The 26,331-nt window shown below is 67.7% G+C and carries 29 protein-coding genes; 15 read left to right on the forward strand and 14 right to left on the reverse strand.

What is annotated here, in order from left to right; translation table 11 throughout:
* Window positions 1–91: 91 nt before the first annotated feature.
* From AC1PLS_RS17755 to AC1PLS_RS17765, 3 genes are all read right to left on the reverse strand, one after another.
* Window positions 92–784 (reverse strand): methionine ABC transporter permease, encoded by a 693-nt coding sequence (locus AC1PLS_RS17755; RefSeq protein ID WP_024940266.1) that lies wholly within the window; start codon window positions 782–784, stop codon window positions 92–94.
* Window positions 781–1,788: a methionine ABC transporter ATP-binding protein gene (locus tag AC1PLS_RS17760; protein ID WP_016903462.1), complete on the reverse strand. Its 1,008-nt coding sequence runs from the start codon at window positions 1,786–1,788 to the stop codon at window positions 781–783. The genes AC1PLS_RS17755 and AC1PLS_RS17760 overlap by 4 nt, the downstream gene beginning before the upstream one ends.
* 182 nt (window positions 1,789–1,970) lie before the next feature.
* Window positions 1,971–2,867, reverse strand: coding sequence for a DMT family transporter (locus AC1PLS_RS17765; protein WP_065032901.1), 897 nt, complete (start codon window positions 2,865–2,867; stop codon window positions 1,971–1,973).
* A 106-nt stretch (window positions 2,868–2,973) separates the two neighbouring features.
* On the opposite strand from AC1PLS_RS17765, the gene AC1PLS_RS17770 reads away from it, so the two are divergent.
* The 6 genes from AC1PLS_RS17770 to AC1PLS_RS17795 all read left to right on the forward strand — a co-directional run bounded on the left by AC1PLS_RS17770 (window position 2,974) and on the right by AC1PLS_RS17795 (window position 8,293).
* On the forward strand, window positions 2,974–3,459 hold the full coding sequence (locus AC1PLS_RS17770; protein ID WP_016903460.1) for a YajQ family cyclic di-GMP-binding protein: 486 nt from the start codon (window positions 2,974–2,976) through the stop codon (window positions 3,457–3,459).
* Window positions 3,460–3,592: 133 nt separating this feature from the next.
* Window positions 3,593–4,057, forward strand: coding sequence for a hypothetical protein (locus tag AC1PLS_RS17775; protein WP_481103904.1), 465 nt, complete (start codon window positions 3,593–3,595; stop codon window positions 4,055–4,057).
* Entirely contained in the window at window positions 4,050–5,789 is a 1,740-nt protein-coding gene (locus AC1PLS_RS17780) for an ATP-binding response regulator (protein ID WP_481103905.1), read from the forward strand. Before AC1PLS_RS17775 ends, AC1PLS_RS17780 begins: the two co-directional genes overlap by 8 nt.
* The gene (locus tag AC1PLS_RS17785; RefSeq protein WP_481103906.1) at window positions 5,776–6,603 is read left to right on the forward strand and encodes an alpha/beta hydrolase; all 828 of its coding nucleotides are present in this window, start codon (window positions 5,776–5,778) and stop codon (window positions 6,601–6,603) included. Before AC1PLS_RS17780 ends, AC1PLS_RS17785 begins: the two co-directional genes overlap by 14 nt.
* 135 nt (window positions 6,604–6,738) lie before the next feature.
* Window positions 6,739–7,299, forward strand: a complete 561-nt coding sequence (locus AC1PLS_RS17790) for a DUF1415 domain-containing protein (protein WP_016903456.1) — start codon at window positions 6,739–6,741, stop codon at window positions 7,297–7,299.
* A 187-nt stretch (window positions 7,300–7,486) separates the two neighbouring features.
* On the forward strand, window positions 7,487–8,293 hold the full coding sequence (locus AC1PLS_RS17795) for an SDR family oxidoreductase (RefSeq protein ID WP_448122034.1): 807 nt from the start codon (window positions 7,487–7,489) through the stop codon (window positions 8,291–8,293).
* Window positions 8,294–8,369: 76 nt separating this feature from the next.
* On the opposite strand, the gene AC1PLS_RS17800 is transcribed toward AC1PLS_RS17795, so the two are convergent.
* Entirely contained in the window at window positions 8,370–9,083 is a 714-nt protein-coding gene (locus AC1PLS_RS17800; RefSeq protein WP_481103907.1) for a pseudouridine synthase, read from the reverse strand.
* Window positions 9,080–10,147 carry a class I SAM-dependent methyltransferase gene (locus tag AC1PLS_RS17805; protein WP_104608219.1) on the reverse strand — a complete coding sequence of 356 codons (1,068 nt, stop codon included), beginning with the start codon at window positions 10,145–10,147 and terminating at the stop codon, window positions 9,080–9,082. Before AC1PLS_RS17805 ends, AC1PLS_RS17800 begins: the two co-directional genes overlap by 4 nt.
* A gap of 192 nt (window positions 10,148–10,339) precedes the next feature.
* Here AC1PLS_RS17805 and AC1PLS_RS17810 point away from each other — a divergent pair, with 192 nt between their 5' ends.
* On the forward strand, window positions 10,340–10,600 hold the full coding sequence (locus AC1PLS_RS17810) for a hypothetical protein (RefSeq protein WP_087962350.1): 261 nt from the start codon (window positions 10,340–10,342) through the stop codon (window positions 10,598–10,600).
* Window positions 10,601–10,708: 108 nt separating this feature from the next.
* Here AC1PLS_RS17810 and AC1PLS_RS17815 read toward each other — a convergent pair whose 3' ends face one another.
* The 5 genes from AC1PLS_RS17815 to AC1PLS_RS17835 all read right to left on the reverse strand — a co-directional run bounded on the left by AC1PLS_RS17815 (window position 10,709) and on the right by AC1PLS_RS17835 (window position 15,430).
* Window positions 10,709–12,043 carry a PQQ-dependent sugar dehydrogenase gene (locus AC1PLS_RS17815; protein ID WP_481103908.1) on the reverse strand — a complete coding sequence of 445 codons (1,335 nt, stop codon included), beginning with the start codon at window positions 12,041–12,043 and terminating at the stop codon, window positions 10,709–10,711.
* An 87-nt stretch (window positions 12,044–12,130) separates the two neighbouring features.
* Complete coding sequence (locus tag AC1PLS_RS17820; protein WP_016903450.1) at window positions 12,131–12,439, reverse strand: DUF3247 family protein; 309 nt, start codon at window positions 12,437–12,439, stop codon at window positions 12,131–12,133.
* 126 nt (window positions 12,440–12,565) lie between these two features.
* Entirely contained in the window at window positions 12,566–14,599 is a 2,034-nt protein-coding gene (locus AC1PLS_RS17825; protein ID WP_481104518.1) for a hybrid sensor histidine kinase/response regulator, read from the reverse strand.
* A 107-nt stretch (window positions 14,600–14,706) separates the two neighbouring features.
* On the reverse strand, window positions 14,707–14,997 hold the full coding sequence (locus AC1PLS_RS17830) for a hypothetical protein (protein ID WP_016903448.1): 291 nt from the start codon (window positions 14,995–14,997) through the stop codon (window positions 14,707–14,709).
* Window positions 14,984–15,430, reverse strand: coding sequence for a hypothetical protein (locus AC1PLS_RS17835; RefSeq protein WP_180970435.1), 447 nt, complete (start codon window positions 15,428–15,430; stop codon window positions 14,984–14,986). The genes AC1PLS_RS17830 and AC1PLS_RS17835 overlap by 14 nt, the downstream gene beginning before the upstream one ends.
* Window positions 15,431–15,679: 249 nt before the next feature.
* Here AC1PLS_RS17835 and AC1PLS_RS17840 point away from each other — a divergent pair, with 249 nt between their 5' ends.
* Window positions 15,680–16,255: a DUF3016 domain-containing protein gene (locus tag AC1PLS_RS17840; RefSeq protein ID WP_024940281.1), complete on the forward strand. Its 576-nt coding sequence runs from the start codon at window positions 15,680–15,682 to the stop codon at window positions 16,253–16,255.
* Window positions 16,256–16,476: 221 nt separating this feature from the next.
* Here the strand turns inward: AC1PLS_RS17840 and alr are convergent, their stop codons facing one another.
* Complete coding sequence (alr, locus tag AC1PLS_RS17845) at window positions 16,477–17,577, reverse strand: alanine racemase (RefSeq protein WP_481103909.1); 1,101 nt, start codon at window positions 17,575–17,577, stop codon at window positions 16,477–16,479.
* Complete coding sequence (locus tag AC1PLS_RS17850; RefSeq protein WP_102251195.1) at window positions 17,577–18,866, reverse strand: D-amino acid dehydrogenase; 1,290 nt, start codon at window positions 18,864–18,866, stop codon at window positions 17,577–17,579. The genes alr and AC1PLS_RS17850 overlap by 1 nt, the downstream gene beginning before the upstream one ends.
* Window positions 18,867–19,014: 148 nt before the next feature.
* On the opposite strand from AC1PLS_RS17850, the gene AC1PLS_RS17855 reads away from it, so the two are divergent.
* A complete protein-coding gene (locus tag AC1PLS_RS17855) occupies window positions 19,015–19,494 on the forward strand; it encodes an Lrp/AsnC ligand binding domain-containing protein (RefSeq protein WP_024940284.1) in 480 nt (159 codons plus the stop codon).
* Window positions 19,495–19,533: 39 nt separating this feature from the next.
* Here AC1PLS_RS17855 and AC1PLS_RS17860 read toward each other — a convergent pair whose 3' ends face one another.
* On the reverse strand, window positions 19,534–19,965 hold the full coding sequence (locus tag AC1PLS_RS17860) for a hypothetical protein (RefSeq protein ID WP_481103910.1): 432 nt from the start codon (window positions 19,963–19,965) through the stop codon (window positions 19,534–19,536).
* A 419-nt stretch (window positions 19,966–20,384) separates the two neighbouring features.
* Here AC1PLS_RS17860 and msrB point away from each other — a divergent pair, with 419 nt between their 5' ends.
* From msrB to AC1PLS_RS17885, 5 genes are all read left to right on the forward strand, one after another.
* Window positions 20,385–20,849 (forward strand): peptide-methionine (R)-S-oxide reductase MsrB, encoded by a 465-nt coding sequence (msrB, locus tag AC1PLS_RS17865; protein WP_046344500.1) that lies wholly within the window; start codon window positions 20,385–20,387, stop codon window positions 20,847–20,849.
* A gap of 403 nt (window positions 20,850–21,252) precedes the next feature.
* Complete coding sequence (gene motA, locus AC1PLS_RS17870; protein WP_024940287.1) at window positions 21,253–22,107, forward strand: flagellar motor stator protein MotA; 855 nt, start codon at window positions 21,253–21,255, stop codon at window positions 22,105–22,107.
* 10 nt (window positions 22,108–22,117) lie between these two features.
* A complete protein-coding gene (gene motB / locus AC1PLS_RS17875) occupies window positions 22,118–23,314 on the forward strand; it encodes a flagellar motor protein MotB (protein WP_167763641.1) in 1,197 nt (398 codons plus the stop codon).
* A 462-nt stretch (window positions 23,315–23,776) separates the two neighbouring features.
* Window positions 23,777–24,373, forward strand: a complete 597-nt coding sequence (locus AC1PLS_RS17880) for a hypothetical protein (RefSeq protein ID WP_481103911.1) — start codon at window positions 23,777–23,779, stop codon at window positions 24,371–24,373.
* A gap of 10 nt (window positions 24,374–24,383) precedes the next feature.
* Window positions 24,384–24,668 (forward strand): DUF4031 domain-containing protein, encoded by a 285-nt coding sequence (locus tag AC1PLS_RS17885; protein ID WP_016900892.1) that lies wholly within the window; start codon window positions 24,384–24,386, stop codon window positions 24,666–24,668.
* Window positions 24,669–25,134: 466 nt separating this feature from the next.
* Here AC1PLS_RS17885 and AC1PLS_RS17890 read toward each other — a convergent pair whose 3' ends face one another.
* On the reverse strand, window positions 25,135–25,686 hold the full coding sequence (locus AC1PLS_RS17890; protein ID WP_024940705.1) for a DUF6630 family protein: 552 nt from the start codon (window positions 25,684–25,686) through the stop codon (window positions 25,135–25,137).
* Between the two features lie 163 nt (window positions 25,687–25,849).
* Here AC1PLS_RS17890 and AC1PLS_RS17895 point away from each other — a divergent pair, with 163 nt between their 5' ends.
* Window positions 25,850–26,116, forward strand: coding sequence for a DUF3297 family protein (locus AC1PLS_RS17895; protein WP_046344507.1), 267 nt, complete (start codon window positions 25,850–25,852; stop codon window positions 26,114–26,116).
* The last annotated feature ends 215 nt before the right edge of the window (window positions 26,117–26,331 follow it).

Here is a 26,331-nt window from a genome sequence, read left to right on the forward strand (position 1 = left end):
ACCTAGCAGACCGCAGGTGTAGCCGCGATCGGCAGGCCCGTGTTGCTTGCGTGGCCTTGCGCGCGCCGGCAACGCGCGACCCAGGTCGAGCTCAGCGCCGGCTGTAGCGCGCCACCAGCCAGTCGCCCAGCATCTGCAGCAGCTGCACCAGCACCAGCAGGGCGATCACGGTGATCAGCGCGACATCCGAATGCGAGCGCAGATAGCCCTCGCGGTACGCGACATCGCCCAGCCCGCCGGAGCCGATCGCACCGCCCATCGCGGTGAAACCGATCAGCGCGATGGTGGTCACGGTGGCGCCGGCGATCAGGCCCGGGCGCGCTTCGGGCAGCAGCACGCGCAACACCAGCTGGCGGGTGGTGGCGCCCATCGCCTGGCTGGCTTCGATGATCCCGCGGTCCACTTCGCGCAAGGCGGTTTCCACCAGCCGCGCATAGAACGGTGCGGCGCCGACCACCAGCGGCAAGATCGCGCCGCGCACGCCCAGCGAGGTGCCCATCAGCATCAGCGTGAGCGGAATCATCGCGATCATCAGGATGATGAAGGGCACCGAGCGCAGCAGGTTGATCAGTGCCGCGAGCACCCCGTACAGCACCGGGCGGCGGCGCAGCTGCGGGGCACCGCACAGGAACAGCGCAACGCCCAGCGGCAGGCCGATCAGCAGCGTCAGCGGCAGCGCGCCGGCCAGCATCAGCAAGGTATCGAGCGTGGCCTGGCCGATATCGCCCCACTTGGCGGCATCGAGATTGCGGAAAAACCCGCTTGTCGTGGCGATCAGAGTCATACGCGCAGATCCTCCACGTGCACGCCGGCGGCGACGAAGCCCGCGCGTGCCGCGTTATGGTCGCCGCCGGTCAGCGCGACGATGAGCTGGCCGTACGGGGTGTCCTTGATGCGGTCCACGCGCCCGGACAGGATGTTGTAGTCCACCCCGGTTTCGCGGGCGATGCGGCCCAGCACCGGTTCGTAGGTGCCGTTGCCCAGGAAGGTCAGCCGCACGATGCGCCCGCCCACCGCAGCGAAATCGCGATGCAGCTCGGCTTCGTCCACGTGCTCGGCCTCGGACACGAAGCGCCGGGTGGTGGCGTGCTGCGGGTGCAGGAATACCTCGGTCACCGGGCCGGTTTCCACCAGCTTGCCGGCATCCAGCACCGCGACGCGGTCGCAGACCCGGCGGATCACGTCCATCTCGTGGGTGATCAGCACGATGGTCAGGCCCAGCTCGCGGTTGATCTGCGCCAGCAGCTGCAGCACCGAGGCGGTGGTCTGCGGGTCCAGCGCGCTGGTGGCCTCGTCGCACAGCAGGATCTGTGGCCGGGTGGCCAGCGCGCGCGCAATGCCCACGCGCTGCTTCTGCCCGCCGGACAGCTGCGCCGGATACTTGCTGGCGTGCTGCTCCAGCCCGACCCGTGCCAGCAGCTCGGCCACGCGCGCATCCACCTCGGCGCGCGGGGTGCCGGCCAGTTCCAGCGGAAACGCCACATTGCCGGCCACGGTGCGCGAGGACAGCAGGTTGAAGTGCTGGAAGATCATCCCGACACGCCGACGCAGCGCGCGCAGGCCCTGGCTGTCCAGCGCAGTGACGTCCTCGTCGCCGATCAGCAGCCGCCCGCCGCTGGGTTCTTCCAGCCGGTTGATCAGCCGGATCAGAGTCGACTTGCCGGCACCGGAATGGCCGATGATGCCGAACACCTCGCCGGGGCCGATCCGCAGATCGAGTGGATGCAGCGCCACGATCTGGCGACCGTCAACGGAATAAGACTTGTGCAGGCGCTGAAACTGGATCACCGCGCGTGGCCGATTGGGGGGCCGTGAAGCCTACCAGTCAATGTTTGCGGACGATATTCCAATGAGTTCTAAGTTGGGGATTGGGGATTGGGGATTGGGGATTGGGGAGTCGGGATTCGCAAAAGCCAGAGCGCCTTGCCGTTGCTCTGGCGAATCCCCAATCCCAAATCCCGAATCCCCAATCACGGTTTATCCAACGACATCGGCCGATCCGCCTTCCGAATCCGCTCCCGGCGCAGCAGATACAGCCCGCTGGCGACGATGATGCCGGCGCCAGTCCAGGTCCAGCTGTCGGGCAGGGTCTGCCACAGCAGCCAGTCCCAGCCGATCACCCAGACCAGGCCGGTGTATTCCAGCGGCGCGATCATCGAGGCCTCACCGCGCAGGAAGGCCTGGGTCAGCGCAATCTGCCCCAGTGCGCCGGCCAGGCCCATGCCGGCGATCAGCCAGGCGTGCTCGCCCCGCAACGGCACCCAGTCGGGAATGGCCAGCAGGCCGGCGCCGACCGCCATGAACAGCAGGAACCACACCACCATCGCCTGCGGGGTGTCGGTGCGGGTCAGCAGACTGACGGTGATGGCGGCGATGGCATAGGCGGTGGCCGCCAGCAGCACCATCAGCCCGGGCAGCGAGATCAGCCCGTCCACGCCCGGGCGCAATACCACGATCACCCCGACCAGGCCGATGCCGATCGCCGTCCAGCGGCGTGGCCCGACCCGCTCGCCCAGCAATGGCACCGACAGTGCCGCCACCAGTAGCGGGGCGACGAAATACAGCGTGTAGGCGGTCGACAGCGGCATGCGCTTCAGGCCGTAGACGAAGCAGCCGATCATCACCATGCCCAGCGCCCCGCGCAGCAGGTGCAGGCCCCAGCGCACCGGCACGATCGAGCGCGGGCCGGCGGTGGCGAATACCCACACCAGCACGAACGGCAGCGAGGCGGCGCCGCGCAGCAGGGTGACCTGCAGCGGCGGGTAATGCGCCGACAGCAGCTTCATTCCCGCATCCATCAGCGAGAAACAGGCCACGGCGGCCACCATCCAGGCGATGGCGGGAAGCGGAGAGCGGGTGGTGGGCATGGACCATTATCGCTGCGCGTGCGCGCAGCCTGGCAACCCTGTGTCGACAGGGGCGATGACGCGATGCCCTAGAATGGCGGCTGTTTACAGACAGCAGGAGCTTTGCATGCCTTCCTTCGACGTGGTGTCCGAAGTCGACAAGCACGAACTGACCAATGCGGTGGACCAGGCCAACCGCGAGCTGGATACGCGCTTCGATTTCAAGGGGGTCGAGGCCAGGTTCGAGCTGGAAGACGGCAAGGCGATCAACCAGTCCGCGCCCAGCGATTTCCAGGTCAAGCAGATGACCGACATCCTGCGCGCGCGCCTGCTGGCGCGCGGCATCGACGTGCGTTGCCTGGAGTTCGGCGACATGGAAACCAACCTGGCCGGTGCGCGCCAGAAGGTCACCGTCAAGCAGGGCATCGAGCAGAAGCAGGCCAAGCAACTGGTGGCCAAGCTGAAGGAAGCCAAGCTCAAGGTCGAGGCGCAGATCAATGGCGACAAGCTGCGCGTGAGCGGCAAGAAGCGCGACGATCTGCAGGACGCGATGGCGCTGTTGAAGAAGGCCGACTTCGAGCTGCCGCTGCAGTTCGACAACTTCCGCGACTGAGCACGCGTGGTGGCTGACACGGCGCCTTGTCGTGCCGCACTGTGCAGGCGGGCCGCGCAGCGCGATGTGTCGGCCGTCCGTTACCCGGGCATCGGCCACGCGCGCGCCGGCGCGTTACGGATCTGATGCAAGCATGCGCGGCCTGCTCTCCAGCCTGTTGCAACGCGCGCACCCGGCCACAGTGGGCCCGGCGCCGCTCGCTGCCGGGACGGCGTGCGCCGTGACGCACGCACAGCCACGCATCGAAGCCGGCTCGACGCTGCACACGTTGGCCGGGCTGGACCCGCTGGCGGCCGCAGCGTTTGCCGATGCGTTTGCGGTGGAAGTGCAGCGCGCCATCGCCAGCTGCACGCTCGGCCAGGCCAGCACCACCCAGGCGCAGGCACTGGAGCAGATCCATGCGCTCAAGAACACGCTCTCGCTGACCGGCTCTGGCGAACTGCTGAACGCCTGCGACCGGTTGCGCGGCGATGTCGACGGCGGCGAACCGGGGTCCGCGCTTGCGCAGCGCTACACCGCGATTGCGACCGCGGCCGGCCTGCTGGTCGAGAATTACCGGCGCACCCTCTCCAACGACGACACCGCCCCCGATGCGTAGTGGATCCAACCGTGCAGCGCCCGGCCTGATTCTGGCCGCCCGGCAGCTGCGCAACGACAGGCTGGTGCGGCTGTTCGAATCGTTCCTGGAATATCGCGCCTGCGTCGGCCGCGTGATCGTGCAGACCATCGTGGCGCTGTGGTGCTTCGGCTGGCTGTATGGGCCGCAGCCGGTGCTGGTCAGGGATGCACAGGCGGTCTTCCCCACCGCAGCGACGCTGTGGATGGTGGCGGTGGTCTGGATGGTGCTGGTGCGACGCAGGATCATCCCGCCGGGCGAGTGGCTGGACGCGGTCGGGTTTGCGATGAACCTGCTGTTCATCGGCATCCAGACCTATCTGGCCTTCATCCTGCTGATGTCGCTGAACGCCTTCCTGCCCTTCATCACCATCGCCGCGGTGGCGCGCTATGGGCAGAAGGCGACGCTGCCGGTGCTGCTCAGCACCTTCGTGCTGATGCTGCTGACCGCGCCGGCCGGCTACTGGCTGTCGCGGCCGGCCTACTTTGTGTATGCAGTGGCGCTGAGCGTGGTGCTGCCGCTGCTGGTGGCGCGCATCGTCAGCGCAATGCAGGAGATCGCCCTGCAGGCGCTGGCCGCGCGCGATGCGCAGAGCCGCTTCATCAGCACCATGAACCACGAACTGCGCACGCCGTTGAACGCGGTCATCAACTGCGCGCAGCTGATCGACAGCGACACCTTGTCGGCGCAACAGCGCGAACTGATGCAGGCGGTGACGGTCAATGCGATCGCGCTGCGGCATCGGGTGAACGAAGTGATCGACGTGGCCAGCATCGACGGTGGCCGGCTGCAGCTGCACAGCAAGCCGCTGAGCCTGCTCGACGTGCTGGCCACGGTCAAAGCGGTGTGCGCGAGTGCAGCGTCGACCAAGGGCGTGGCGCTGGCGCTGCGCAGCGATGTGGCGCAGACGCCTGACCTCATCGGCGACGAAGGGCGTATCGAACAGGTCATCACCAACCTGGTCATCAATGCGATCAAGTTCACCCCGGCCGGTGGCGCGGTCGACGTGCTGATCGCCGCCACGCAGGTGCAGCAGCGCTGGACGATCGCGGTGACCGTGACCGATACCGGCATCGGCATCCCCGACGCCCAGAAGGCCTATATCTTCACGCCCTTCACCCAGCTCAGCACCGGTTTCAGCCGCGCCGAGGGCGGGGTCGGGCTGGGCCTGTTCATTGCGCTGTCGGTGTCCGAGGCGATGGGCGGCAGCCTGAGCGTGCGCGACAACCCCGGCGGCGGCAGCGTGTTTCGCTGGACCTTCGCACTGGCCGCCGCCGCGGCGCAAGGCTGCCGCCCGCCGGCGCTGCGCGAGGCCCTGCAACAGCATGCCGCGACGGTGCCGCCGCTGCATTGCCTGGTGTTCGAGGACATGGACACCAATCGGCTGGTGATCGGCAATCTGCTCACGCGCGCCGGGCACCGGGTGAGCTTTCACAGCGATGGCAGCAACGCGGTGCAGCGCATCCGCGAGGCAGCGCCGGACCTGGTGTTCCTCGACCTGCACATGCCCGGCACCTCGGGCTGGGACGCGCTGGGTGAGGCGCGCGCGGCGATCGCCGCACTGCCGCCGATCATCGTGCTGACCGCCGACACCCGCACCGATTCGATGCGCGAGGCCACCGCGGCCGGCGTGGCCGGCTATCTGTCCAAACCGATCAACGCGCACCAATTGCTGGCCATCCTCGCCGCGCATGCCACCCATGCAACCGGCTGACCTGAAACCGGGCAATGCGGCACGCCGGCACTGGCATACCGCCGCGCGCACACGCACGCCGCTGGCGCTGCTGTACCTGCACGGGTTCGCCGCCAGCCCGGGAGAAGCCGGCGAACTGCCCGAGCAGATCGCCGATGCGCTGGCTGCCAACCTGTACGTGCACCGTTGGCCCGGGCATGGCCGCAGCGCCGCCGATGCGATGCAGGGGCTGACGCCGGCGGCGTTACAGGCCTCGGCCCTGGATGCACTGGCGCAGGCACGGCGCATGGGCACACGCGTGGCGATCGTCGGCTCGTCCATGGGTGCCACGCTGGGCTTGTGGCTTGCGGCGCAGCGCCCCGACGCGGTGGCTGCGGTGGTCGCCTGGTCACCGGGCATCCGGCCGGCCGACCCGGCGCTGCTGGATCAGGTCTGCGCCGCGCAAACGCCCTTGACCGACCCGCGCCCGCGCACCGCCGCGTCGCTGGCGTTCTGGTCCGGCACCATCCACCCGGATGGATTCCGCGCGCTGCGCAGCCTGTTCGACGCGGTTGCCGCCGATCCACCGTGGCCACGCGTGCAATGCCCGGTGTTTCTGGGCTATTACCGCGCTGCCAACGGGGACGAGGATCCCACCGCCTCGGTGCCGGCGATGCTGGCGATGTTCGCTGCGCTCGGCAGCGCGGCGGAGCGCACCTGCGCGATGGCCTTCGACACCGGCGCGCATGCGATCGGCTCGCCGCACAAGACCCCGCACGCCGATAAAGTTACGCAGGCATCGATTGCGTTTCTGCGCGCGCATGTCGGCGCAAACACGCATGCGGATGCCACCTAGGCCGCGTCAGCGCTGCAACTGCTGGAGTTTTTTCTGCGTTTCGCCAAGCGCCGGCCCCGCGCTGCACCACACCGGCACAGGCGGCCGTACCGGCAGCGATCGCATACACTGGCCCACCATCACGCCGCCGCCACGATGACGACCACGCCTGCCACGCTCGACCCGTTGACCGCCACCCGCCAGTGGATCGAGCGCGCGGTGATCGGCCTGAATCTGTGCCCGTTCGCCAAGGCGGTCTACGTCAAGGAGCAAGTGCGGCTGGTGCTCAGCGATGCCAGCACGCCCGAAGCGCTGCTCGAACAACTGGCCGAAGAACTAGTGTTGCTGCGCGACACGCCGGCCGAGCAGATCGACACCACCTTGATCGTGCATCCGGACGTGCTCACCGATTTCCTGGACTACAACGACTTCCTCGACAACGCCGATGCGGCGGTGGAAGCGCTGGATCTGGGCGGCGTGTTGCAGGTGGCCAGCTTCCATCCGGACTACCAGTTCGCAGGCGCGGCGGTGGATGACGTGGCCAACTTCACCAACCGCTCGCCCTACCCCACTTTGCACCTGCTGCGCGAAGACAGCGTGGAGCGTGCGGTGGCCGCGTTTCCGGATCCGGACGTGATCGTCGAACGCAATATCCAGACGCTGGAACGCCTGGGCCAGGACGGCTGGGAACGGTTGTTGAGCGCATCGCAGCACTGACCGCCGCATCGGGTGCGGTTGCGCGTGCCTGAAACGCGCATCGATGCCGGCGCGCAGCGGCGCGGCATGACGCGATAACGGCGGGCAAGCCACCAATCCGCATGCCTCGCGCGCGGCGATCGCGTTGCTACGGCCACCACGGCGCCCGCGTTACAGTGCGCGCGACCTCACTCCCCTGGTGCGCCCGATGCCCCTGACCCCCGCCGTCTCCGCATGGAATCCCTCCCCGTTGCAGGACCGCGTGGTGGTGATCACCGGCGGCGCCCAAGGCATCGGCCGTGGCATCGCGCAGGCGGTGCTGGGCGCCGGTGGCAGCGTGGTGATCGGCGACCTGGATGCCGATGCCGGCAAGGCCTGCCTGCAGGAGTGGGCATTGCCGCGACGCAGTGCCTTCGTGCGGTGCGATGCCGCGCGCCCGGCCCAGGCAACGCGCCTGATCGCCACCGCGCTCACCCGCTTCGGGCGACTCGATGGCCTGGTCAACAACGCCGGCGTGGCCGATCCGCATGTGCCGCCATTGCCGCAACTGGACTGGGACGAGTGGAATCGCAGGCTGGCCAGCCTGCATGGCGCCTTCCTGTGCAGCAAGCAGGCCTTGCCCGCATTGGCGCAGGCCCAGGACGGCGGTGCGATCGTCAACATCGCCTCCACCCGCGCCTGGCAATCCGAGCCGCATAGCGAAGCCTATGCCGCCGCCAAGGGCGGGCTGGTGGCCTTCACCCACGCCTTGGCGCTGAGCGAAGGCCCGCAGGTGCGCGTCAACAGCATCAGCCCGGGCTGGATCAGCACCGACGCCTGGCGCGCACCGGCGCGCCGGCGCACACCCAAGTTGTCGCGGCGCGACCATGCCCAGCATCCGGCCGGACGGGTCGGCACACCGGAAGACATCGCGCAACTGGCGGTCTATCTGCTGTCGCCGCAGCTGTCCGGCTTTGTGACCGGGCAGGACTTCATCGTCGATGGCGGCATGTCGCGCAAGATGCAGTACGTCTGAGGCATTGCGGCGCACGCGGCCTGCAGCAGACCGCGCAGGCCGGGAGCGCCACAGGCGCCATCACTGGCGGCGTGGCTCAGGCCTGCTCGCCGCGGCCGAACAACACCGCAAGATCGCCCGCCTCCAGCGCGCGCCATTGCCCGGACGGCAGACCGTCCAGCGCCAAGCCACCGATGCGGCTGCGGTGCAAGGCCACCACGTGATTGCCGGCGGCGGCGAACATGCGCCGCACCTGGTGGTAGCGGCCTTCGTGCAGGGTCAGGCGTGCCTCGCGTGGGCCGAGCACGTCCAGTTCGGCCGGCAGCAGCGGCTTGGTTTCGCCGTCCAGCAACAGCGTGCCGCTGGCAAACAGCGCCGCCTCGTCGCCGCGCAGGTCCTCGGCCAGGGTGACGTCGTAGACCTTGTCCAGCGCCGACTTGGGCGAAATGATCCGGTGCAGCAACGCGCCGTCGTCGGTCATCAGCAACATGCCGCTGGTCTCGCGATCCAGCCGCCCGACGGGCGCCAGCACCGGCGCGCGCAAACGGAAGCGCGGCGGCAGCAGTTCGTAGATCAGCCGGCCGGTGTCCTTGGTCGAGCAGGTGTAGCCGCCGGGCTTGTGCAACAGCAGGCTGAAACCCGCCGGCGGATCCAGCGGTTCGCCATCGATGCGGATCACATCGTGCTCCACCTGGTCGTCGGCATACAGCACCTCGCCGGCGGCGTCGGTGACCGCGCCCTGGCGAAACAACTGGGTCACCTGCTTGCGGCTGCCGTAGCCGAGGTTGGCGATGTGCTTGACCAGCTTCATGCGCGCGCTCCGCGGCCACGGATGGCGGAAATCAGCTTGAAACCGTCGCGTTCGGCGGCCACGCGCACCTGCCCGAAGCTTTCGTTGAGCACGTACTCGTAGGGCAGATGCCGGTTGGCGACCAGCAGCAGCTGCCCACCCGGGCGCAACGCCTGCGCGGCCACGGCGATGAAGCGCTGGCCGATATCCGGACGATCGGCACGCGAAGGCGTGTGGAACGGCGGGTTGCTGACGATGAAATCGTACTGCGCCCCCAGGCCGGCGGTGACGTCGCGCCAGTGGTACTGCAGCTGCGCCGGATGCGCGATGGCCTGCAGGTTGCGCCGCGCCAGGGTCAGCGCGCGCGCCTCGGCCTCGTACAGATCCAGCCCGGTGACCGTGGGGCAACGCGCCAGCACCTCGGCCGACAGATAGCCGAAGCCCGCGCCCAGATCGGCGCCGTGTCCGGCCAGGGTGCTCGGCAGATGCTCGACCAGCAGCGCCGAGGCAGGATCGATGCGGTCCCAGGCAAACACACCGGGGCGACTGACGAAGCGCCCATCCAGAATGGGGCGCGGCGCATCCAGCGCGGCCCAGCGCGCCTGCAGCGCCGCATCGGTGTCGGCAGGCAGCGGCGCGCTCCAGTAGGTGCGGCAATGGTGCTTGGTCAGGCTGCCGGCCAGGCCGGTGAGCTGACGCAGATCCGCCTCGCCCGAGCGCGCGCCCTCGTTGTTGGACTGGCAGGCCACCACGCGGCCGCCCGGTGCGGCCAGCGCGACCGCGCGCGCGAACAGGGCACGCGCTTCCTCGCGTTGCCGCGGCGGCAACACCAGCACCAGGGCGTAACGGGTGCTGTCGGCCTCGATCTCGCTCTCTTCGCGCACGTTCCAGCCATTGCGCTCCAGCGCCTCGGCGAAGGGGCGAAAGCTCTGCTCGCAGGTCAGCGCATCGGCAGCCGCATGCTCGCGCAGCGGGAACCCGTCGCGCGCGCGCAGGAACAGCACCGGGCCGCTGGGCCATGGCAGCACGCCCTGGGCGAAGGGCAAAAACAGAGCTTGAAGCGGGGCATCGTGCGGGCCAGCCATCGGATCATCGGGTCGGGAACAGGCCGCCATTGTAAGGGAGCGCTGCCTGCCGCCCGCCCTGGCGCCCGCTTGGGCGGGCATTCGATTGCGTGACCTGCAGACGGCGGCCCTTCCAATGTCTATACGGTCTATTGATGCGCACGCAACATCCGCCCGCCTAGGCTGGAATCACACCAATACCGGAGAGACGCGATGCGAGCCCTGTTCGTAGGTGGAGTGGTCGACAACAGCGAAATGGATCTGGATGACACCCCGCCACCGATGCACTACCCCGAAAACACCGGTGCGGGCCGGCCGCGTTACCGCCTGCACCAGGTCGGCGAGCGCGACGACGGCAGCGTGGCATATGCGGTGTATGGCGCCCCGGAAATGGCCGATGACGACATCAGCCGGATCACCGAAGAACGTGGCTACGCGCGGCGCTTCAGTGCCTCGCCCGAACCGCCGCGCTGAGCGTGGGCGCATTGGCGTGGCACCGCGCACGACCGCGGCACACGCATGAAAAACCGGGCCTGGGCCCGGTTTTTTCGTTTGAACGCCTAGGCCAGCGCGTTGTCTGGATCAGCGCGCCTTGGGTGTCACCCGCCAGATCACATTGCCGACATCGTCGGCCACCAGCAGCGCCCCGGTATTGTCCGGGCTCACGCCCACCGGTCGCCCCTGCGCATTGCCTTCGGCATCCAGGAAACCGTCCAGCACCGTGATCGGCGTGCCGCTGGGCTTGCCGTCGACGAACGGCACGAACAGCACCTTGTAGCCACTGGGCGGGTCGCGATTCCACGAGCCGTGCTGGCCGATGAAGGCGCCCTGGCGGAAGCGCTCCGGCAGCAGGCTTCCGCTGGCAAAGCTCAGACCCAGCGAGGCGGTATGCGGGCCCAGCGCGTAGTCGGGCTTGATCGCCTTGGCCACCAGCTCGGGGTTCTGCGGTTTGACTCGCTCGTCCACATGCGGGCCGTAATAGCTGTAGGGCCAGCCATAAAAACCGCCGTCGCGCACCGAGGTCAGGTAATCCGGCACCAGATCGCTGCCGATCTCGTCGCGCTCGTTGACCACCACCCACAGCGACTTGCTCTGCGGCTCCCAGGCGGTGCCGACCGGATTGCGCAGGCCGCTGGCGAACACGCGGCTGCTGCCGGTGGCCGGATCGATCTCCAGGATCGCGGCGCGGTTGAGTTCGGCCTCCATGCCGTTTTCGGCCACGTTGCTGTTGGAGCCGACGCCGACATACAGCTTGCTGCCGTCGGCGCTGGCCAGCAGCGACTTGGTCCAATGGTGATTCAGGCCGCCGGGCAGGTTGGCCACGAAGGTCGGCTTGGCGGTGATATGCGTCTCGCCGGGCTTGTACGGAAAGCTCACCAGCGCATCGGCATTGGCCACGTAGAAACGATCGCCGATCAGGGCCATGCCGAACGGGGAAAACAGCCCGCTGATGAACTGGGTGCGCACTTCGGCCACGCCGTCGCCATCGGCATCGCGCAGCAAGGTGATGCGGTTGGCACTGGGCACCACGGCGCCGGCCTTGCTCATCATCGCGCCCTGCACCTTCTTGCGGATGCCGCCGCCTTCGGCGTCTTCCGGCTTGGGCGGCTCGGCGGTCTCGGCCACCAGCACGTCGCCGTTCGGCAGCACATAGACCCAACGCGGGTGATCCAGGTCGCGCGCAAACGCGGCCACCTGCAGGTCGTCGGCGGCGATCGGCTTGGCGTTCTCGGTCCAGCGCTTTACCGGCGCCACCTTGACGGTGGGGATCAGGCGTTTGACCGGCTCGGGCAATTGCGGGTTCGGCCCGGTCCCTTGTTCGATGGCAAGCGTGGCGGTATCGCCGCAGGCGGCGAGGAGGGCGACGGTCAGTAACGACAGCGGCCAGCGGGCGAGCTTCAACGCGGGAGCATTCATTGCGCGATCGATCCTGAACAGTTACGACAATCGGCCATCATGCCGTCAACGCCACGACGAGAAGTAAACACATCGTCAATGCGTGACTCAGGGAGCGGCTTGCGGGTCGCTGCCCAGCGGCAAGGGGTGCACTGCCACGATGCGGTCCATCCAGATCCAGTGCGGCTCCTGCGCGGCATCCAGCTGGTCGATGCGCAGCTGGCCATTGAGGCCTTCGCGCTGCTGGTCGTCCAGATAGGTCTGGATGCTCGGGCGCACGGCGACGGTGCCGCTGATCATGCTGCCGTCGTCGAGCTCGACGCGCACGCGCTCCTGGCCACCAAGCAGCGACACCCAGTGTTCGAGCGTGGCGATCTGCACTTGTTCCGAATAGACATGCGGGGCGTATCTGGACATGGCGTCATCTCCATCGAGGGAGTGCACCACGCTAGGCCATCGGCCGTGAAAGAGGCAGCAAACAGCCTCTATCATCTGTTGCCTGTCAGCCGGAGCGGCGGCGCGACATCGGCGCCGCCTGCCCTTTCACTCCACCGATTCGCGCGCGGCGCGCACTGCGGTGACCAGTTGGGCGACGCTGTAGGGCTTGGCCAGATGCTCCTGGAAACCGGAGTCCAGCGCGCGCTTGCGATCGTCGTCGCGTGCCAGCGCGGTCACTGCCACGGCCGGCAGTGCCGCCGCGTCCAGCCCCATGTTCTCGCGCACGGTGCGGATCAGCCCGTAGCCGTCCATGCCCGGCATGCCGATGTCGGTCAGCATCAGGTCGAAGCGTGCATGGCCGCGGTGATCGATCAATGCCAGCGCATCGGTGGCGCTGCCGGCGGTGACCACTTCGGCGCCCTGCTCTTCCAGCAGGCGGCGCAGGTAATCGAGCATGTCCGGCTGGTCTTCCACCGCCAGCAGGCGCAAGCCATTAAGCGCGCGCGCTTCGATGATCTGTTCGGACATCAAGCGCCGGCGCAGCTCGCGCCGCGGACGCCTGGCCTGATCGGGAATATGCTCCGGCAGGCGCACGGTGAAGGTGGCGCCCTTGCCGCGACCGCCGCTGGTGGCGCTGACCTGGCCGCCATGCATTTCCACCAGCTGCTGCACGATCGCCAGGCCCAGGCCCAGCCCACCATGCTGGCGCGTGGTGGTGCCATCGGCCTGGCGGAAGCGGCCGAACAGATGCGGCAGGAATTCCGCTGCGATGCCGTCGCCCGAATCGCGTATCGCGACCAGCAGGTGGCCGTCGTCGCGTTCGATGGTAACGTCGATGCGGCCATGCGCCGGGGTGAACTTGATCGCATTGGACAGCAGATTCCACAGCACCTGCTGCAGCCGCGTGGCATCGCCCAGCACCAGGCACGGCGTGGACGGGGCATGCACTTCCAGCACCTGGTCCTTGCCCTCGGCAGCCAGCTCCTGGGTGTTCAGGGCCTCGCGCACCTGTTCGACCAGATCCAGCGACTCGACCTCCAACTGCACCTTGCCCAGCAGCATGCTGCTGAGGTCGAGCATGTCCGAGATCAGGCGTTTCTGCGCACGGGCACTGCTGGCGATCACCGACAGGCCCTTGTAATTGGGATGACCTTCCTCGACCCGCTGCAGCAGCAGCTCGCTCCAGCCCAGGATGGTGGTCAGCGGCGTGCGCAATTCGTGCGACAAGGTGGCCAGGAACTCGTCCTTCAGCCGCGCCATGCTCTCGGCTTCGTTGCGTGCGCTGCGCTCGGATTCGAGCAGCTGTTCGCGCGCCAGTTCGATCTCGCGTTGTTCGGTCACGTCCGGGCTGCTGCCTGCCAGGCCGATGAAGCGCCCGTCGGCCGAGTAGCGCGGCGTGGCGGTCATTTCGATCCAGCGCCAATGCCCGTCGTGGCGGCGCGCACGCACCAGTGCATGCAGGCCGCGCTGTTCTTCCAATGCGGTGGCCAGTTCGAACTGGAAGATCGACAGGTCGTCCGGATGCAGCAACTCGCTCCAGGCCGACACCGTGCCGCTGGAAATATCGATGCCGAAAAATTCGCCATAGGCACTGTTGACGAAGCGCACCACGCCTTGCGCGTCCAGTACCCAGACCGGCATCGGCAAGCCATCGGCCAGGGCGCTGAAACGTGCCTCGCTCTCGGCCAGCTCACGCTCCACCCGCTTGCGCTCGGTGATGTCCATGAACAACACCGCCACCCGCGCCTGCTCCGGCTGCCCGACCCGGAACGCGTCCACCGAATACCAGCGACGCAATGCCTTGGCCTGCATTTCGAAGTGGATGCGGTTACCGGTGCGGGCGACATGGCCGTAGCGGTCGAACCATTCCTGTTCGTGATCGACCAGCATGCCGCGAATGGACACGTTCAATACATTGGAAAGACCGGTGTAGCGCTCGAACGCGCCATTGGTCATCCGGATCACGTAATCGACGGCCTTGTCGCCATCGAACACCATATCGATGACGCAGAACCCCGCGTCCAGATTATGGAAGATCTCGTGATACATCCCCGGGTCGAGGAAGGGCTCGGCGAGGGCTGCCGGGTGGCTGGTGGCCAGATCGGGGCTGGTGGTCGAGGTGCTCAAATCGGGATCCAGGGGTGGTGCCAGGGCGGATGACGGGCAGATGAAACCACGCCCGGTGTCGTCAGCGGGTGCACAGCCGGCCGACCCGGTTCACGCGCGTGCCGCCGGCTCCCCAGGGATCACCACAGCAGCGCCGCGCACAGCGCGATGCACGCCGCCAGCACCACGATCCCGGCGATCACGCCGCGAAACACCCACTCGCCTTCGCGGCGCAACTGCTCGTCCATCCAGCGCTGCGCTTCTTCGCGCCAGGCGGTGGAACGCGCGTACTCGGCGTCCAGCAACAGCAGCCGCACCCGCGACAGGCCGAGTTTGGCGCATTCGCTGCGGCAGCGCTCGCTGAAACCATCCTCGCCGGTGGCGACCTGTGCGCCCAGCGGCAACTGCAATTCGAGTTCATGCCTGGACATAACGGGGGCGCTCCTGATCAAGCTCGTGTTCCAGCGCCATCCGCGCCAGTTGGGTGTAGTTGGCGCGCGGGCCCTGACCCCGGCCGGTGAGCATTCCCTGGTAATCCAGGTCCTGCCAGACCCGCCCGGTCCACTCGACGCAATCCTCGGCGATCACCAGCATCAGCGAGTAGCGGTACTCAAGCCCGTTGGCGGCGGTGTAGGCGTAGACCGGCGGGAACTGCACCGCCACATCGCCCTGGCGCGCCAGCGCGGCCAGGTGTTCGCGCAAGGCATCGCGCGGCGAGGCTCCCGGTTCCATCCGCAGCGCGCGGGTCGCCAGGTCCAGATCCACATCGCTTTGCAGGGCGACGAAGGCGGCGGCCCCGGTGGCGGGGTTGTGGCCGTGTTGTTTCGCCCAGTCGATGAACTGCAGGCGCACGTCCGACGGCAGGTGTGCCGGCGCCGAAGAGGCTGACTTTGTGCGGAAAGAGTGGGTGTCCATGCTGGCGATCTTCCGGGCTGCGCCGTGAAGCGCAGGCGCAGGCGCGGTGAACCCGCCGTCATGGCGCCAGCGCTGCGGATTAACCGCGTGGCAATGGCCGGCCAGCCCTTGCGCGGCAAGCATTGCCGGCGGGCAGACGCGCCCCCACACTGCAAGGACGCCCGGTACGTCCACGTACCTTCCGCTTGGAGACTTTCCATGAAACGTTCCAGCCTTTGCGGCGCCAGCCTGTTGCTGGCAGGACTGCTCGCGGCAACCGGCGCGCAGGCACGTGTACGCAACGTCACCGACCCGCAGGCGCCACGCGCGCTGACCGGCGATGGCAAGGTCGATGTGCGCTGGACCGACCCGGCGCAGTTTTCCGAAGTGCGCTTCAGCGGCAACCGCTGGGAAGCGCAGCGTGGCGACTGGGTGACTCAGCTGGCGACCTATTTCCAGCAGAGCGCCGCGCGCAAGCTGCCCGACGGCCAGCGCCTGAGCGTGACCATCACCGACATCCGCCGCGCCGGCCAGTACGAGCCCTGGCACGGGCCGCGCATGCAGGACGTGCGCATCGTCAAGGACATCTACCCGCCGCGCCTGAGCTTCAACTACACGCTGACCGGCGCCGATGGCCAGGTGATCGACCAGGGCGAACGCAAGCTGGTGGATTCGGCGTTTCTGATGAGCGGTCCGCGCCTGACCGACAGCGATCCGCTGCGCTTCGAAAAAGCGATGATCGACGACTGGGTGCGCAAGCAGTTCCGCGGCGACCGGAGTACCGCCGGGCTGTAAGCTGCTGCTTCAAGCCCCTCTCCCGCCGGGGCGCCACGGCATAGCTTGCGCGCCACTGGCGCGCGTGCCTTGGTACGCCGGCGCCGCTGGCGCAGGCCGGGGCGTGGAGCGGGGTTGGGGTAAGAGTACGAGCGAAGCCCACCTGTTGTTCCAAGTGTGGCTTCGCACGTCCCCTCATCCGCCCCTTCGGAGCACCTTCTCCCGATGGGAGAAGGGACATGTCACCGCGTGACTTCCTCGCCCACTGCCGCCTCACCCACATACGTCCGCGGCACGCGCTTGAGTCCACACAGCAGTTGATATGCGCTGACATTGCACTGCGTTGCCAGCGGACTGACGCGCGGCGCATCGCCCCACAGCTGCACGCTGGAACCGATGTCGGCCTGCGGGTGATCGGTGAGATCCACGGTCAGCATGTCCATCGACACACGCCCGATCAGCGGGCAGACCTGTCCATCCACCAGCACCGGGGTGCCGTTGGGGGCGAACTGCGGATAGCCGTCGGCATAACCGGCCGCCACCACGCCGACGCGGGTGGGCCGCTCGGCGACGAAGCGGGCGCCGTACCCCACCGGCTCGCCGGCCGGCAGCTCGCGTACGGAGATGATGCGCGAGCGCAGCGTCATCACCGGGCGTAGTTGCGCGGTGGTGTCGGTGTCCTGCGGGAACGGGTTTGCGCCGTACAGCATCAGCCCCGGACGCGACCAATCGTTACGCAGCGCCGGCCAGCCGAGCAGGCCGGGCGAATTGCGCAGGCTGGTTTCGGCCTGCATGCCGCCTGCAGTGAGTGCGAACGCCACCGCCTGCTCGTCGGTGCGGCTGCACTCCAGCTCGTCGGCGCGCGCCAGATGGGTCATCAACACCAGCGAGGCGATCTGCGGCAGCCCGCGCAGACGCAACCACGCCGCACGAAAGTCTTCCGGCGACAGGCCCAGCCGATGCATGCCGCTGTCCAGCTTCAGCCATACCCGCAACGGACGCGGGCTCTGGAACTCGGCCAGCGCGCGCACCTGCTGCGGCGTGGCCACCACCGTCCACAGATCATGCTCGGCAATCAGGCGCAGTTCGTCGTGTTCGAAGAACCCTTCCAGCAGCAGGATCGGCGCACGGATGCCGGCCTGACGCAGCTCCAGCGCTTCTTCGATGCAGGCCACCGCAAAGCCGTCGGCCTCGCCGTCCAGCGCCTGCGCGCAGCGCACCGCGCCATGGCCGTAGGCATCGGCCTTGACCACCGCCAGGGCCTTGCTGCCGCCCAGGCGCTTGGCCAGGCGGTAGTTGTGACGCAATGCGTCCAGGTCGATCAACGCTTGCGCAGGACGCACTACGCGGCCTCCTGCTGCGCGCGGGCGCTGCGTGGCGACAGGTAACGGAAGATGTCCAGGCCTTCGCTATCGATGTCGGGCGTGCGGCCCTGCATCAGGTCGGCCAGATACCGGCCCGAGCCGCAGGCCATGGTCCAGCCCAGGGTGCCGTGGCCGGTATTGAGGAACAGGTTGGCATACGGCGTGGCACCGACCACCGGCGTGCCGTCCGGCGTGGCCGGGCGCAGGCCGGTCCAGAACTCGGCCTGGGCCAGATCGCCGGCGCCGGGGAACAGGTCGTTGACCACCATCTCCAGCGTGGCGCGGCGGCGCGGATTCAACGACAGGTCGAAGCCGGCCACCTCGGCCATGCCACCGACGCGGATACGGTCGTCGAAGCGGGTCAGCGCGATCTTGTAGCTCTCGTCCAGCACCGTGGAGGTCGGCGCGCGCGCGGCATCCACGATCGGGATGGTCAGCGAATAGCCCTTGAGCGGATACACCGGCAGGTGCAGGCCGAGCGAGAGCAGCAGGTCGGCCGAATAGCTGCCCAGCGCCAGCACGTAGCGGTCGGCGGTCTCGATACGGCCATCGATCTGCACGCCGGTGACGCGCCCGCCTGCGTGCTGCAGATGCTCGACCTGCTGCCCGTAGCGGAACTCCACCCCCGCCTGCGCGGCCAGTTCGGCCAGGCGCTGGGTGAACAGCCGGCAGTCGCCGGTCTGGTCCTCGGGCAGGCGCAGGGCGCCGGCCATCTGCGCGCCACCGCCGGCCAGGCCCGGTTCGAACTGGGCGATCTGCGCCGGGGTCAGCAGCTCGTAGGGCACGCCGTACTGGGCCAGCACCTCGATGTCCTGCGCGGCGGCATCCAGTTGCTGCTGGGTGCGAAACAGCTGGGTGGTACCGAGCTGGCGGCCTTCGAACTCGATGCCGGTGCTGGCACGCAATGCGTTCAGGCAATCGCGGCTGTAGTCGGACATGCGCACCATGCGCGCCTTGTTCACCGCATAGCGCTCGGCAGTGCAGTTGCGCAGCATCTGGCTGAGCCAGGCCAGCTGACGCAGGTCGCGGGTGGGCCGGATCGACAGCGGTGCATGCTGCTCGAACAGCCACTTCACCGCCTTGCCGGGCACACCGGGCGCGGCCCACGGCGAGGTGTAGCCGAACGACAGCTGGCCGGCATTGGCGTAGCTGGTTTCCAGCGCCGCCGCCGGCTGGCGGTCGACCACGGTGACCTCGCAACCGGCCTGTGCCAGATACCAGGCCGTGGTGGTGCCGATGACGCCACTACCGAGAATGAGCACCCGCATGTCGTTCTCCTGAAAAGGGTATTCCCCCACAACCAGGCGCCGAGGGGGACAGTTAGACGCAGTATATTGCGAGCCAGGCAGTGCCATTTCTGGAATCGGCCCGCCTTGGCAGTGAATCCTCCTGTCAAACCCTGCAGAGACAGACCTGATGACGACCCGCACCCGCGAGCTGGACAAGATCGACCGCAAGATTCTGCGCATCCTGCAGCAGGAGGGGCGGATTTCCTTTACCGAACTGGGCGAGCGGGTGGGCCTGTCGACCACGCCCTGCACCGAGCGCGTGCGCCGGCTGGAGCGCGATGGCGCCATCACCGGCTACTACGCGCGGCTGGACCCGCACTATCTCAAGGCCAGCCTGCTGGTGTTCGTGGAAATCAGTCTGGCCTACAAGTCCGGCGACATCTTCGAGGAGTTCCGGCGCGCCGCGCTCAAGCTGCCCAACGTGCTGGAATGCCATCTGGTCTCGGGCGATTTCGACTACCTGCTCAAGGCGCGCATCAGCGAGATGGCCTCCTATCGCAAGCTGCTCGGCAGCACCTTGCTGACCATGCCGCATGTGCGCGAGTCCAAGAGCTACATCGTGATGGAAGAGGTCAAGGAGACCCTGGCGTTGCCGATCGAGGGCTGAGATTTGGGAGTCGGAATTGGGGATTGGTAACAGCGCGGGTCAGCGCACCACGCGCATGCCGTCGCCGGCCGGGACCGCGTCGTAATAGCGCCCGGTCTTGGTATCCAGCACCCGGTTGGCGCCGGCCGGCTGCATGCCGTGCAGCAAGCGGCCATTGCGGTCGTAGACCATCGGCGCGCTGGCCGGCGCAACCTGGCTGCCGGCCGGCGCCACCGGCGTTTGGGCCGGGCCACGGGTCGGGATGGTGGGCGCGGACGGGCGCTGGCCGAGCTGCGATGGCACCGGAGCCGTGGCCGGCGCGGGCTGCACTGCGCGCGGCGCGGTCAGCGTGGGCTGGGCGGGCGTCGGGCTGGTGATCGGCTGCAGCGTATTGGACGAGCGTGTGCTGGTGGCCGATTGCGCCGCCGCAGCGCTGGCGGCAGCCAGCAGGCCGCACAGCAGCAGGCCGCGCATTGAAAAAGAAATCGCCATGACGGACACCGTGCTTGATCGAGGAGTACTCCCTGGATGGGGGCGCCGGCGTGTTGCGGCAATACGCGGGATCGGCTGCGGGATGAACGCGTTCGCCAGATGATCACGGCGCGAAAAACACCTCCTTTTTTCATCGGGACGATGTGGCGCGCAGCGCCGGATGAGGGTGCGTGAAGCCTGGCAATCACTACTGCTTAATGGCTTCGCCGCCGCACCCTCGCCCCAATCCCCACCCCGTGCCCCGGCCTGCGCCAGCGGCGCAGGCGCACCAATGCACGCGCGCCAGTGGCGCGCAAGCTGTGCCGTGGCGCCCCGGCGGGAGAGGGGCTTGGTGCCCCAGCACGCTTGAACCACGCCGACAGCGCCCACATCACGGGTGCAGGCGCGGCACCCTGCCAGCGCGCGCATGCGAGAACCCCATGAGCCAGTTCGATCTGACCCCTCCCTCCCCCGCCCAACGCGACGCCCTGATCGCCGGGCTCAGCGACGAGGAACAGCGCGTGCTGCTGCACCATGGCACCGAAGCGCCGTTCTGCGGGGTGTTCCTGGACAACAAGCTCGACGGCGTCTACACCTGCCGCCTGTGCGGGTTGCCGTTGTTCCGCTCCAGCGCCAAGTTCGAATCCGGCACCGGCTGGCCGAGCTTCTTTGCCCCTTACGACACCGCCCATGTGCGCGAAATCCGCGACACCAGCTACGGCATGATCCGCACCGAGATCGTCTGCGCGCGCTGCGACAGCCACCTGGGCCACGTGTTCCCCGACGGCCCGCCGCCGACCGGCGAACGCCACTGCCTGAACTCGGTCTCGCTGGGCTTTACCGAAAATGGCCAGGCCCTGCCCAACCCCTTGCAGCGCGCAGGCGCCGAGACGCAACCGGCCTGAGCCGACACATGCATCCGGCCCGGAGGGATTCCGTGCCGGATGCCTGCCTGCAACACCTGCGCCCACTGGCAGGCGCTGCCGCGTCGCCGACGCAATACAGCGACCCCGACAAGGCGTCGAACCACCGCTGTAGCCAGGCGCGATTCACCTGAGCAAGGCTAGGTCACGATGAGCGTTGCAGGGATTGCTTGCAGCAGGCAGCCGTGCCGCAAAGCCCTTCAATCAAGGGCTGGAACGGCCTGAGCGCACCTGGCGCTAGCAACGACAGTGCCGCAACCTGCCGCGTGAAGAAGCGATCCCCCCAGCGATCGTTCAGTTACACCGCACACCTTCACGCCGTGCGCTTCAAGAATCCGCCGCGCAAGCCGAAACAACAGCAACCCTGTTTGCTTTTGGCTGCGCCATGCTCATCATCATCGGCTTCATCGTCGTCATCGTCAGTGTCCTCGGCGGCTATGTGCTGTCGCACGGCAAGCTGGGCGCGCTCTGGCAGCCGTACGAGCTGATGATCATCGGTGGCGCGGCGTTCGGCGCGTTTCTGGTCAGCACGCCCGGCAAGATCGTCAAGGAGACCTTCAGCAGCATCCTGGGCGTGTTCAAGGGCCCGCAGTACAAGTCCGACGACTACAAGGACACGCTGAGCCTGATCTACGAGCTGCTCAACAAGGCGCGCCGCGACGGCTTCATGGCGCTGGAAGATCACGTCGAAAAACCGCAGGACAGCACCATCTTCGGCAACTACCCCAAGGTGGTCGCCGACCATCACCTGCTGGACTTCATCACCGACTGCCTGCGCCTGATGATCGGCAGCAATATCGAGCCGCACGAGCTGGAGCCGTTGCTCGAGCTGGAGCTGGAAAAACATCACCACGAAGCGCTGGCGCCCTCGCATGCGCTGAGCAAGGTGTCCGACGGCCTGCCCGGCTTCGGCATCGTGGCGGCCGTGCTCGGCATCGTGATCACCATGGGCTCGATCGGCGGGCCGATCGAGGAGATCGGCCACCACGTCGGCGCCGCCCTGGTCGGCACCTTCCTGGGCATTTTGCTGGCCTATGGCTTTGTCGCACCGCTGGCCGCGGCGATGGAAGCGCGCGCCGAGCAGGACGGGCGCATGTACGAGGCGGTCAAGACCGCGCTGCTGGCCTGCCTGCGTGGCTACAACCCGAAGATTGCGCTGGAATTTGCGCGCAAGACGCTGCCCTCCAACGTGCGTCCGAGCTTTGCGGATTTCGAAACGCACCTGAAGACGATCAAGTAGGACCGCGGTCATGGCCGAGGGCAAATCCACCGTCGTCATCCGACGGGTCAAGAAGGTGCAGGGCGGCGGCCATCATGGCGGCGCCTGGAAGGTGGCGTTTGCCGACTTCGTGACCGCGATGATGGCGTTCTTCCTGGTGCTGTGGCTGATGGCCGCCACCACCAAGGAGCAGCGCGCGGCGATCTCGGAATACTTCCGCAATCCCAGCCCGTTGTCGGGCAAGTCGCCAGCCCCCTCGCCGGGCATGAATGGCCCTGGCGGCGCCAGCACCTCGATGATCAAGCTCGGCGGCACCGCCGACATGGCCAAGGGGCAGAAGGACGAGATGGGCCGCAAGCGCGACAACGCCGCCGACACCAACGAAGACAGCCGCGCCCGGGACAAGAAGCGCCTGGAAGCGCTGATGCAGGACCTGAAAGAGGCCATCGACAAGAGCCAGGCGCTGGAGCCGTTCAAGGACCAGCTGCTGCTCGACCTCACCCCGGACGGCCTGCGCATCCAGATCGTGGACAAGCAGAACCGGCCGATGTTCGACATGGGCCGCGACCAGCTCAAGCCGTACACCGTGGCAATCCTGCGCGAGCTGTCCAGCTTCATCAACCAGGTGCCCAACCACATCAGCATCACCGGCCACACCGACACCACCGCCTACAGCAGCGATACCGGTTACACCAACTGGGAACTCAGCGCCGACCGCGCCAACGCCGCGCGCCGTGCACTGGTGGGCGGCGGCATGGACGATGCCAAGGTCACCCGCGTGGTGGGGCTGTCCTCGTCGGTGCTGTTCGACAAGACCGACCCGCAGAACCCGATCAACCGCCGCATCAGCATCGTGGTGATGACCCAGGATGCCGAACAGGCCGCGCTGGCCGGCGCCGGCCAGGGCATTGCGCTGGGCAAGCCGACCCACGATGCCGACACCCATGTGCCGGATCTGAGTGCCGCAGCAACCGCCACCACCGCGGTGGGGACCCCGGCCGCGCTGCCTGCGGCAGGACCCAGCGCTGCTGCGCCGGCGGGCGGACCTGCGGCTGCGGCCAGCGCCACACCGCCTGCTGCAGCACCCCCAGTCACCAGCGCCGCGCCGGCGGCACCGCGCGTCTCCACGCGCAGCCAGGTGGCTTCGGCCACCGCACTGGCCAAGGCTGCCGAAGCCGCCGTGGCCGCACCGCGCACTGCGGTCAGCGAAGTACCCGCGCGGCGCTGACGGCCGCTGCGGGAACTTGGCCTGAGGTTGCCTGGCGGTTTTTGGTGTTCCTGGCGGTTGCTGGCTGCGGCTACAGCTACAGCTACAGCTACAGCTACAGCTACGGCTACGGCAGACGGCACGTTGTCGTGCATGTCGAATCCGATGTGCATGCCAAACTTGATGCGCATGTCGGATCTGGTCGCCCTGCGGGCTGCTTGTCGGGCTTGTCGGGCTTGTAGGGCTTGTCGTCCTGAATGCCGGATCCTGACCGGAAATCGCGCATTGGCGCTCCGACAGACCCGCGGTGCCAGCCGCTGCAGCCTGTCCGACATATCGGCGTCAGCGGCCTTCGCAACGCCGGAAGCGCCGACAGCAGCATCCCCCGGCGCGGCTGGCGTTTCACCGGCCTGGCGGCGGCACCCGAGCCGGGTCACGCGCAAGCGCCTAGAATGGTCGGCCATTCCCAGCGTCGAGAACACCGTGTCCCGCAATTCCAAGGCCAAGCGCGACAAGCGCAAGAAGTCCCAACCCAAGCGCCCGATCGTCCGTCTGGGCCAGGCGCCGCAGATCGCCAACCATGCCGTGCTGCAGGATGCCGACGGCCGCGTGGTCGCTGCGATCGGCTTGCAGAACGGCAGCGAATGGCTGCTGTCGATCGGCGGCCAGACCATGGGCAGCGCCGACAACCCGGTGCCGATGCTGGCCATGCTCAAGCACCTGGCCAATCTGCAGGAGAAGGAAGGCAAGACCATCTCGCTGGAATACTCCACCCAGCTGCAGCAGATGATCGACGACCTGGCCGCCGAAGACGGCAAGACCGCCGAGGAATACCTGACCACACTGGTGTCCGAGTTCGAGAACAGCGACGCTGAAGGCGACGACGGCGAAGCCGAAAACGCAGACGCAGACGCAGACGCCGAGACAGGCGATGCCCCGGCAGATGCCGATGCGGACACCGATGCCGATGCTGATGCCCCCGCTGAAGTCGCTACTGCCGACACCGCAGGCGACGCGTCGCAGGACGACGCCGACGACGCAACCGACGGCGGCAAGAAGAAGAAGGGCAAGAAGGCCTAAGGGCCTGCCGGTGGCCGTCTACGTCGACGATGCGGTGCATCCGTGGCGCGAGCAGCGCTGGGCGCACCTGCTCGGCGATACGCTGGACGAGCTGCATGCGATGGCGGCGCGGCTGGGCATTCCCCGCCGCGCCTTCCAGAACAAACTCAGCGGCGCGCATTACGATGTGTCCGCAACGCTACGCGCCGAAGCGATCGCGCTCGGTGCCATTGCGATCTCCCGTCACACCGACCGCGCCCTGCTCAAGGCCTTGATCGCCAACGCGCGTGCACAGGCGCGCGGCGAGGTGCCTTGAGGCGGGGATTGGAGGAGTCGGGATTGGGGATTCGTAACGGCGATGGCCGCGGGCTGATCGGCGGCGCGCCGTTGTAGGAGCGCGCCCGAGCGCGAGGAGCCGTCCCGGTAACGCCCGTCGCGCGCAGGCACGCTCCTACGCGGCAATCGCTGGGCCGTGCATGCATACCGGCCTGGAGGCATGCAACTTACAACACCCATGATGACGGCACGCCTCTGCATGATGGCAGCACGCCGTTGTAGGAGCGCGCCCGAGCGCGAGGAGCCGTCCCGGTAATGCCCGTCGCGCGCAGGCACGCTCCTACGTGGCAATCGCTGTGCCGTGGACCATGCCTGCGCGGCAGACCCTAGTGGCCACCAGGCGCTTGGCGTGCTGCCGCAGCAGCACGCACCGCCGCGGCTCGGCACAACCACACCCACAGATCGCTCCTACGATTCCCGAATCCCAATTCCCGAATCCCGGCCCCTCAGAACGCCTCATTCCCCAGCCGCACTTCCACCCCCAACAGCGAGGTCAGCGCCAGCATGGCGTCGTCGTCGCGGCTGAGCGCGATCCAGCCGGCATAAGCGTCGCCGCCGGTGTTCCAGTTCCACAGCGAGTAGCCGTGCTCGCGCAGACGATCGAAGGCCACCGCCATCAGGTCGGGCACACTCAGATCGCTGGAAAACTCCTCGTCATCCAGGTCGCCGCCCCAGTCGATGCGCAGGTTCCAGCGCGCGCTGAGTTCGTCGATGGCGGCAATGAACGCGTCAGTGTCCTTCCAGTCCACGAAAAAGCCCGAGCGCCAGTCGATCGCATCCTTCAAGGCCCACAACCAGGCATCGTCGCCCTCGTCGTCGTCCAGGTCGGCCTGCGCCTCGCGCCAGGTATCGAACTGGCCCAGGGCGGTGTCTTCGTCGCCGGGATTGATCAGCACCAGCAGATTCCACACCCGCGCCGGGTGGTCGTCGACATCGTCTTCGTCGCCTTCGGGCTGCAGGCCTTCGTCGTCTTCGTAATCGGCGCTGTTATCGGGCATGGCGGTCTGGTTCCAGGAGTGCAGGCGTGAAGTGTGAGGCCTGGCGGGGCGCAAGCAAACCGCCCGGCGCGTGCGCAGGCAGCGCCGGGGCTGATCTTCGCGGCGCGGGCCCGTATCCTGTGCGGCCGAAGACGGCCATCCCGGCCGCCATGACGCCTTTCCCATGAGCGATACCCCTCCCGATCATCTGGCCATCGATGCACGCAGCCCGTTCCACAATGCCGATGCGCTCGGCCGCGGCGTCGGCGTGCGCTTCAACGGTGTCGAACGCGACAACGTGGAGGAGTATTCGGTCAGCGAAGGCTGGATCAAGGTGCAGGTCGGCAAGGCCCGCGACCGTCGCGGCAACCCGATGACGATGAAGATCAAGGGCGAGGTGGTGGCCTACTTCCTGGACACCAAGAGCGACGCCAAGCCGGCTGCCGAATAAGAGCGGCTGACACCACCACGTCACGCCGGGCTACTGCAGGCCGGCTGCCCTGCGCCGTGGCTGCAGGGCCCAGGCCCGCCCACCCTCGCGGGGCACGCTGCAAGTACGTCCTTGCATAAGCGCTGACGCCGCATCCATGCCGCGTCAGGTCCGGCGACGGTGCGTGGGCAAAGACCAGCCAGGAATATCGGTGTGCATGGTTTTCAACACCGAGC

This window comes from Xanthomonas sp. NCPPB 3218 (assembly GCF_056725185.1).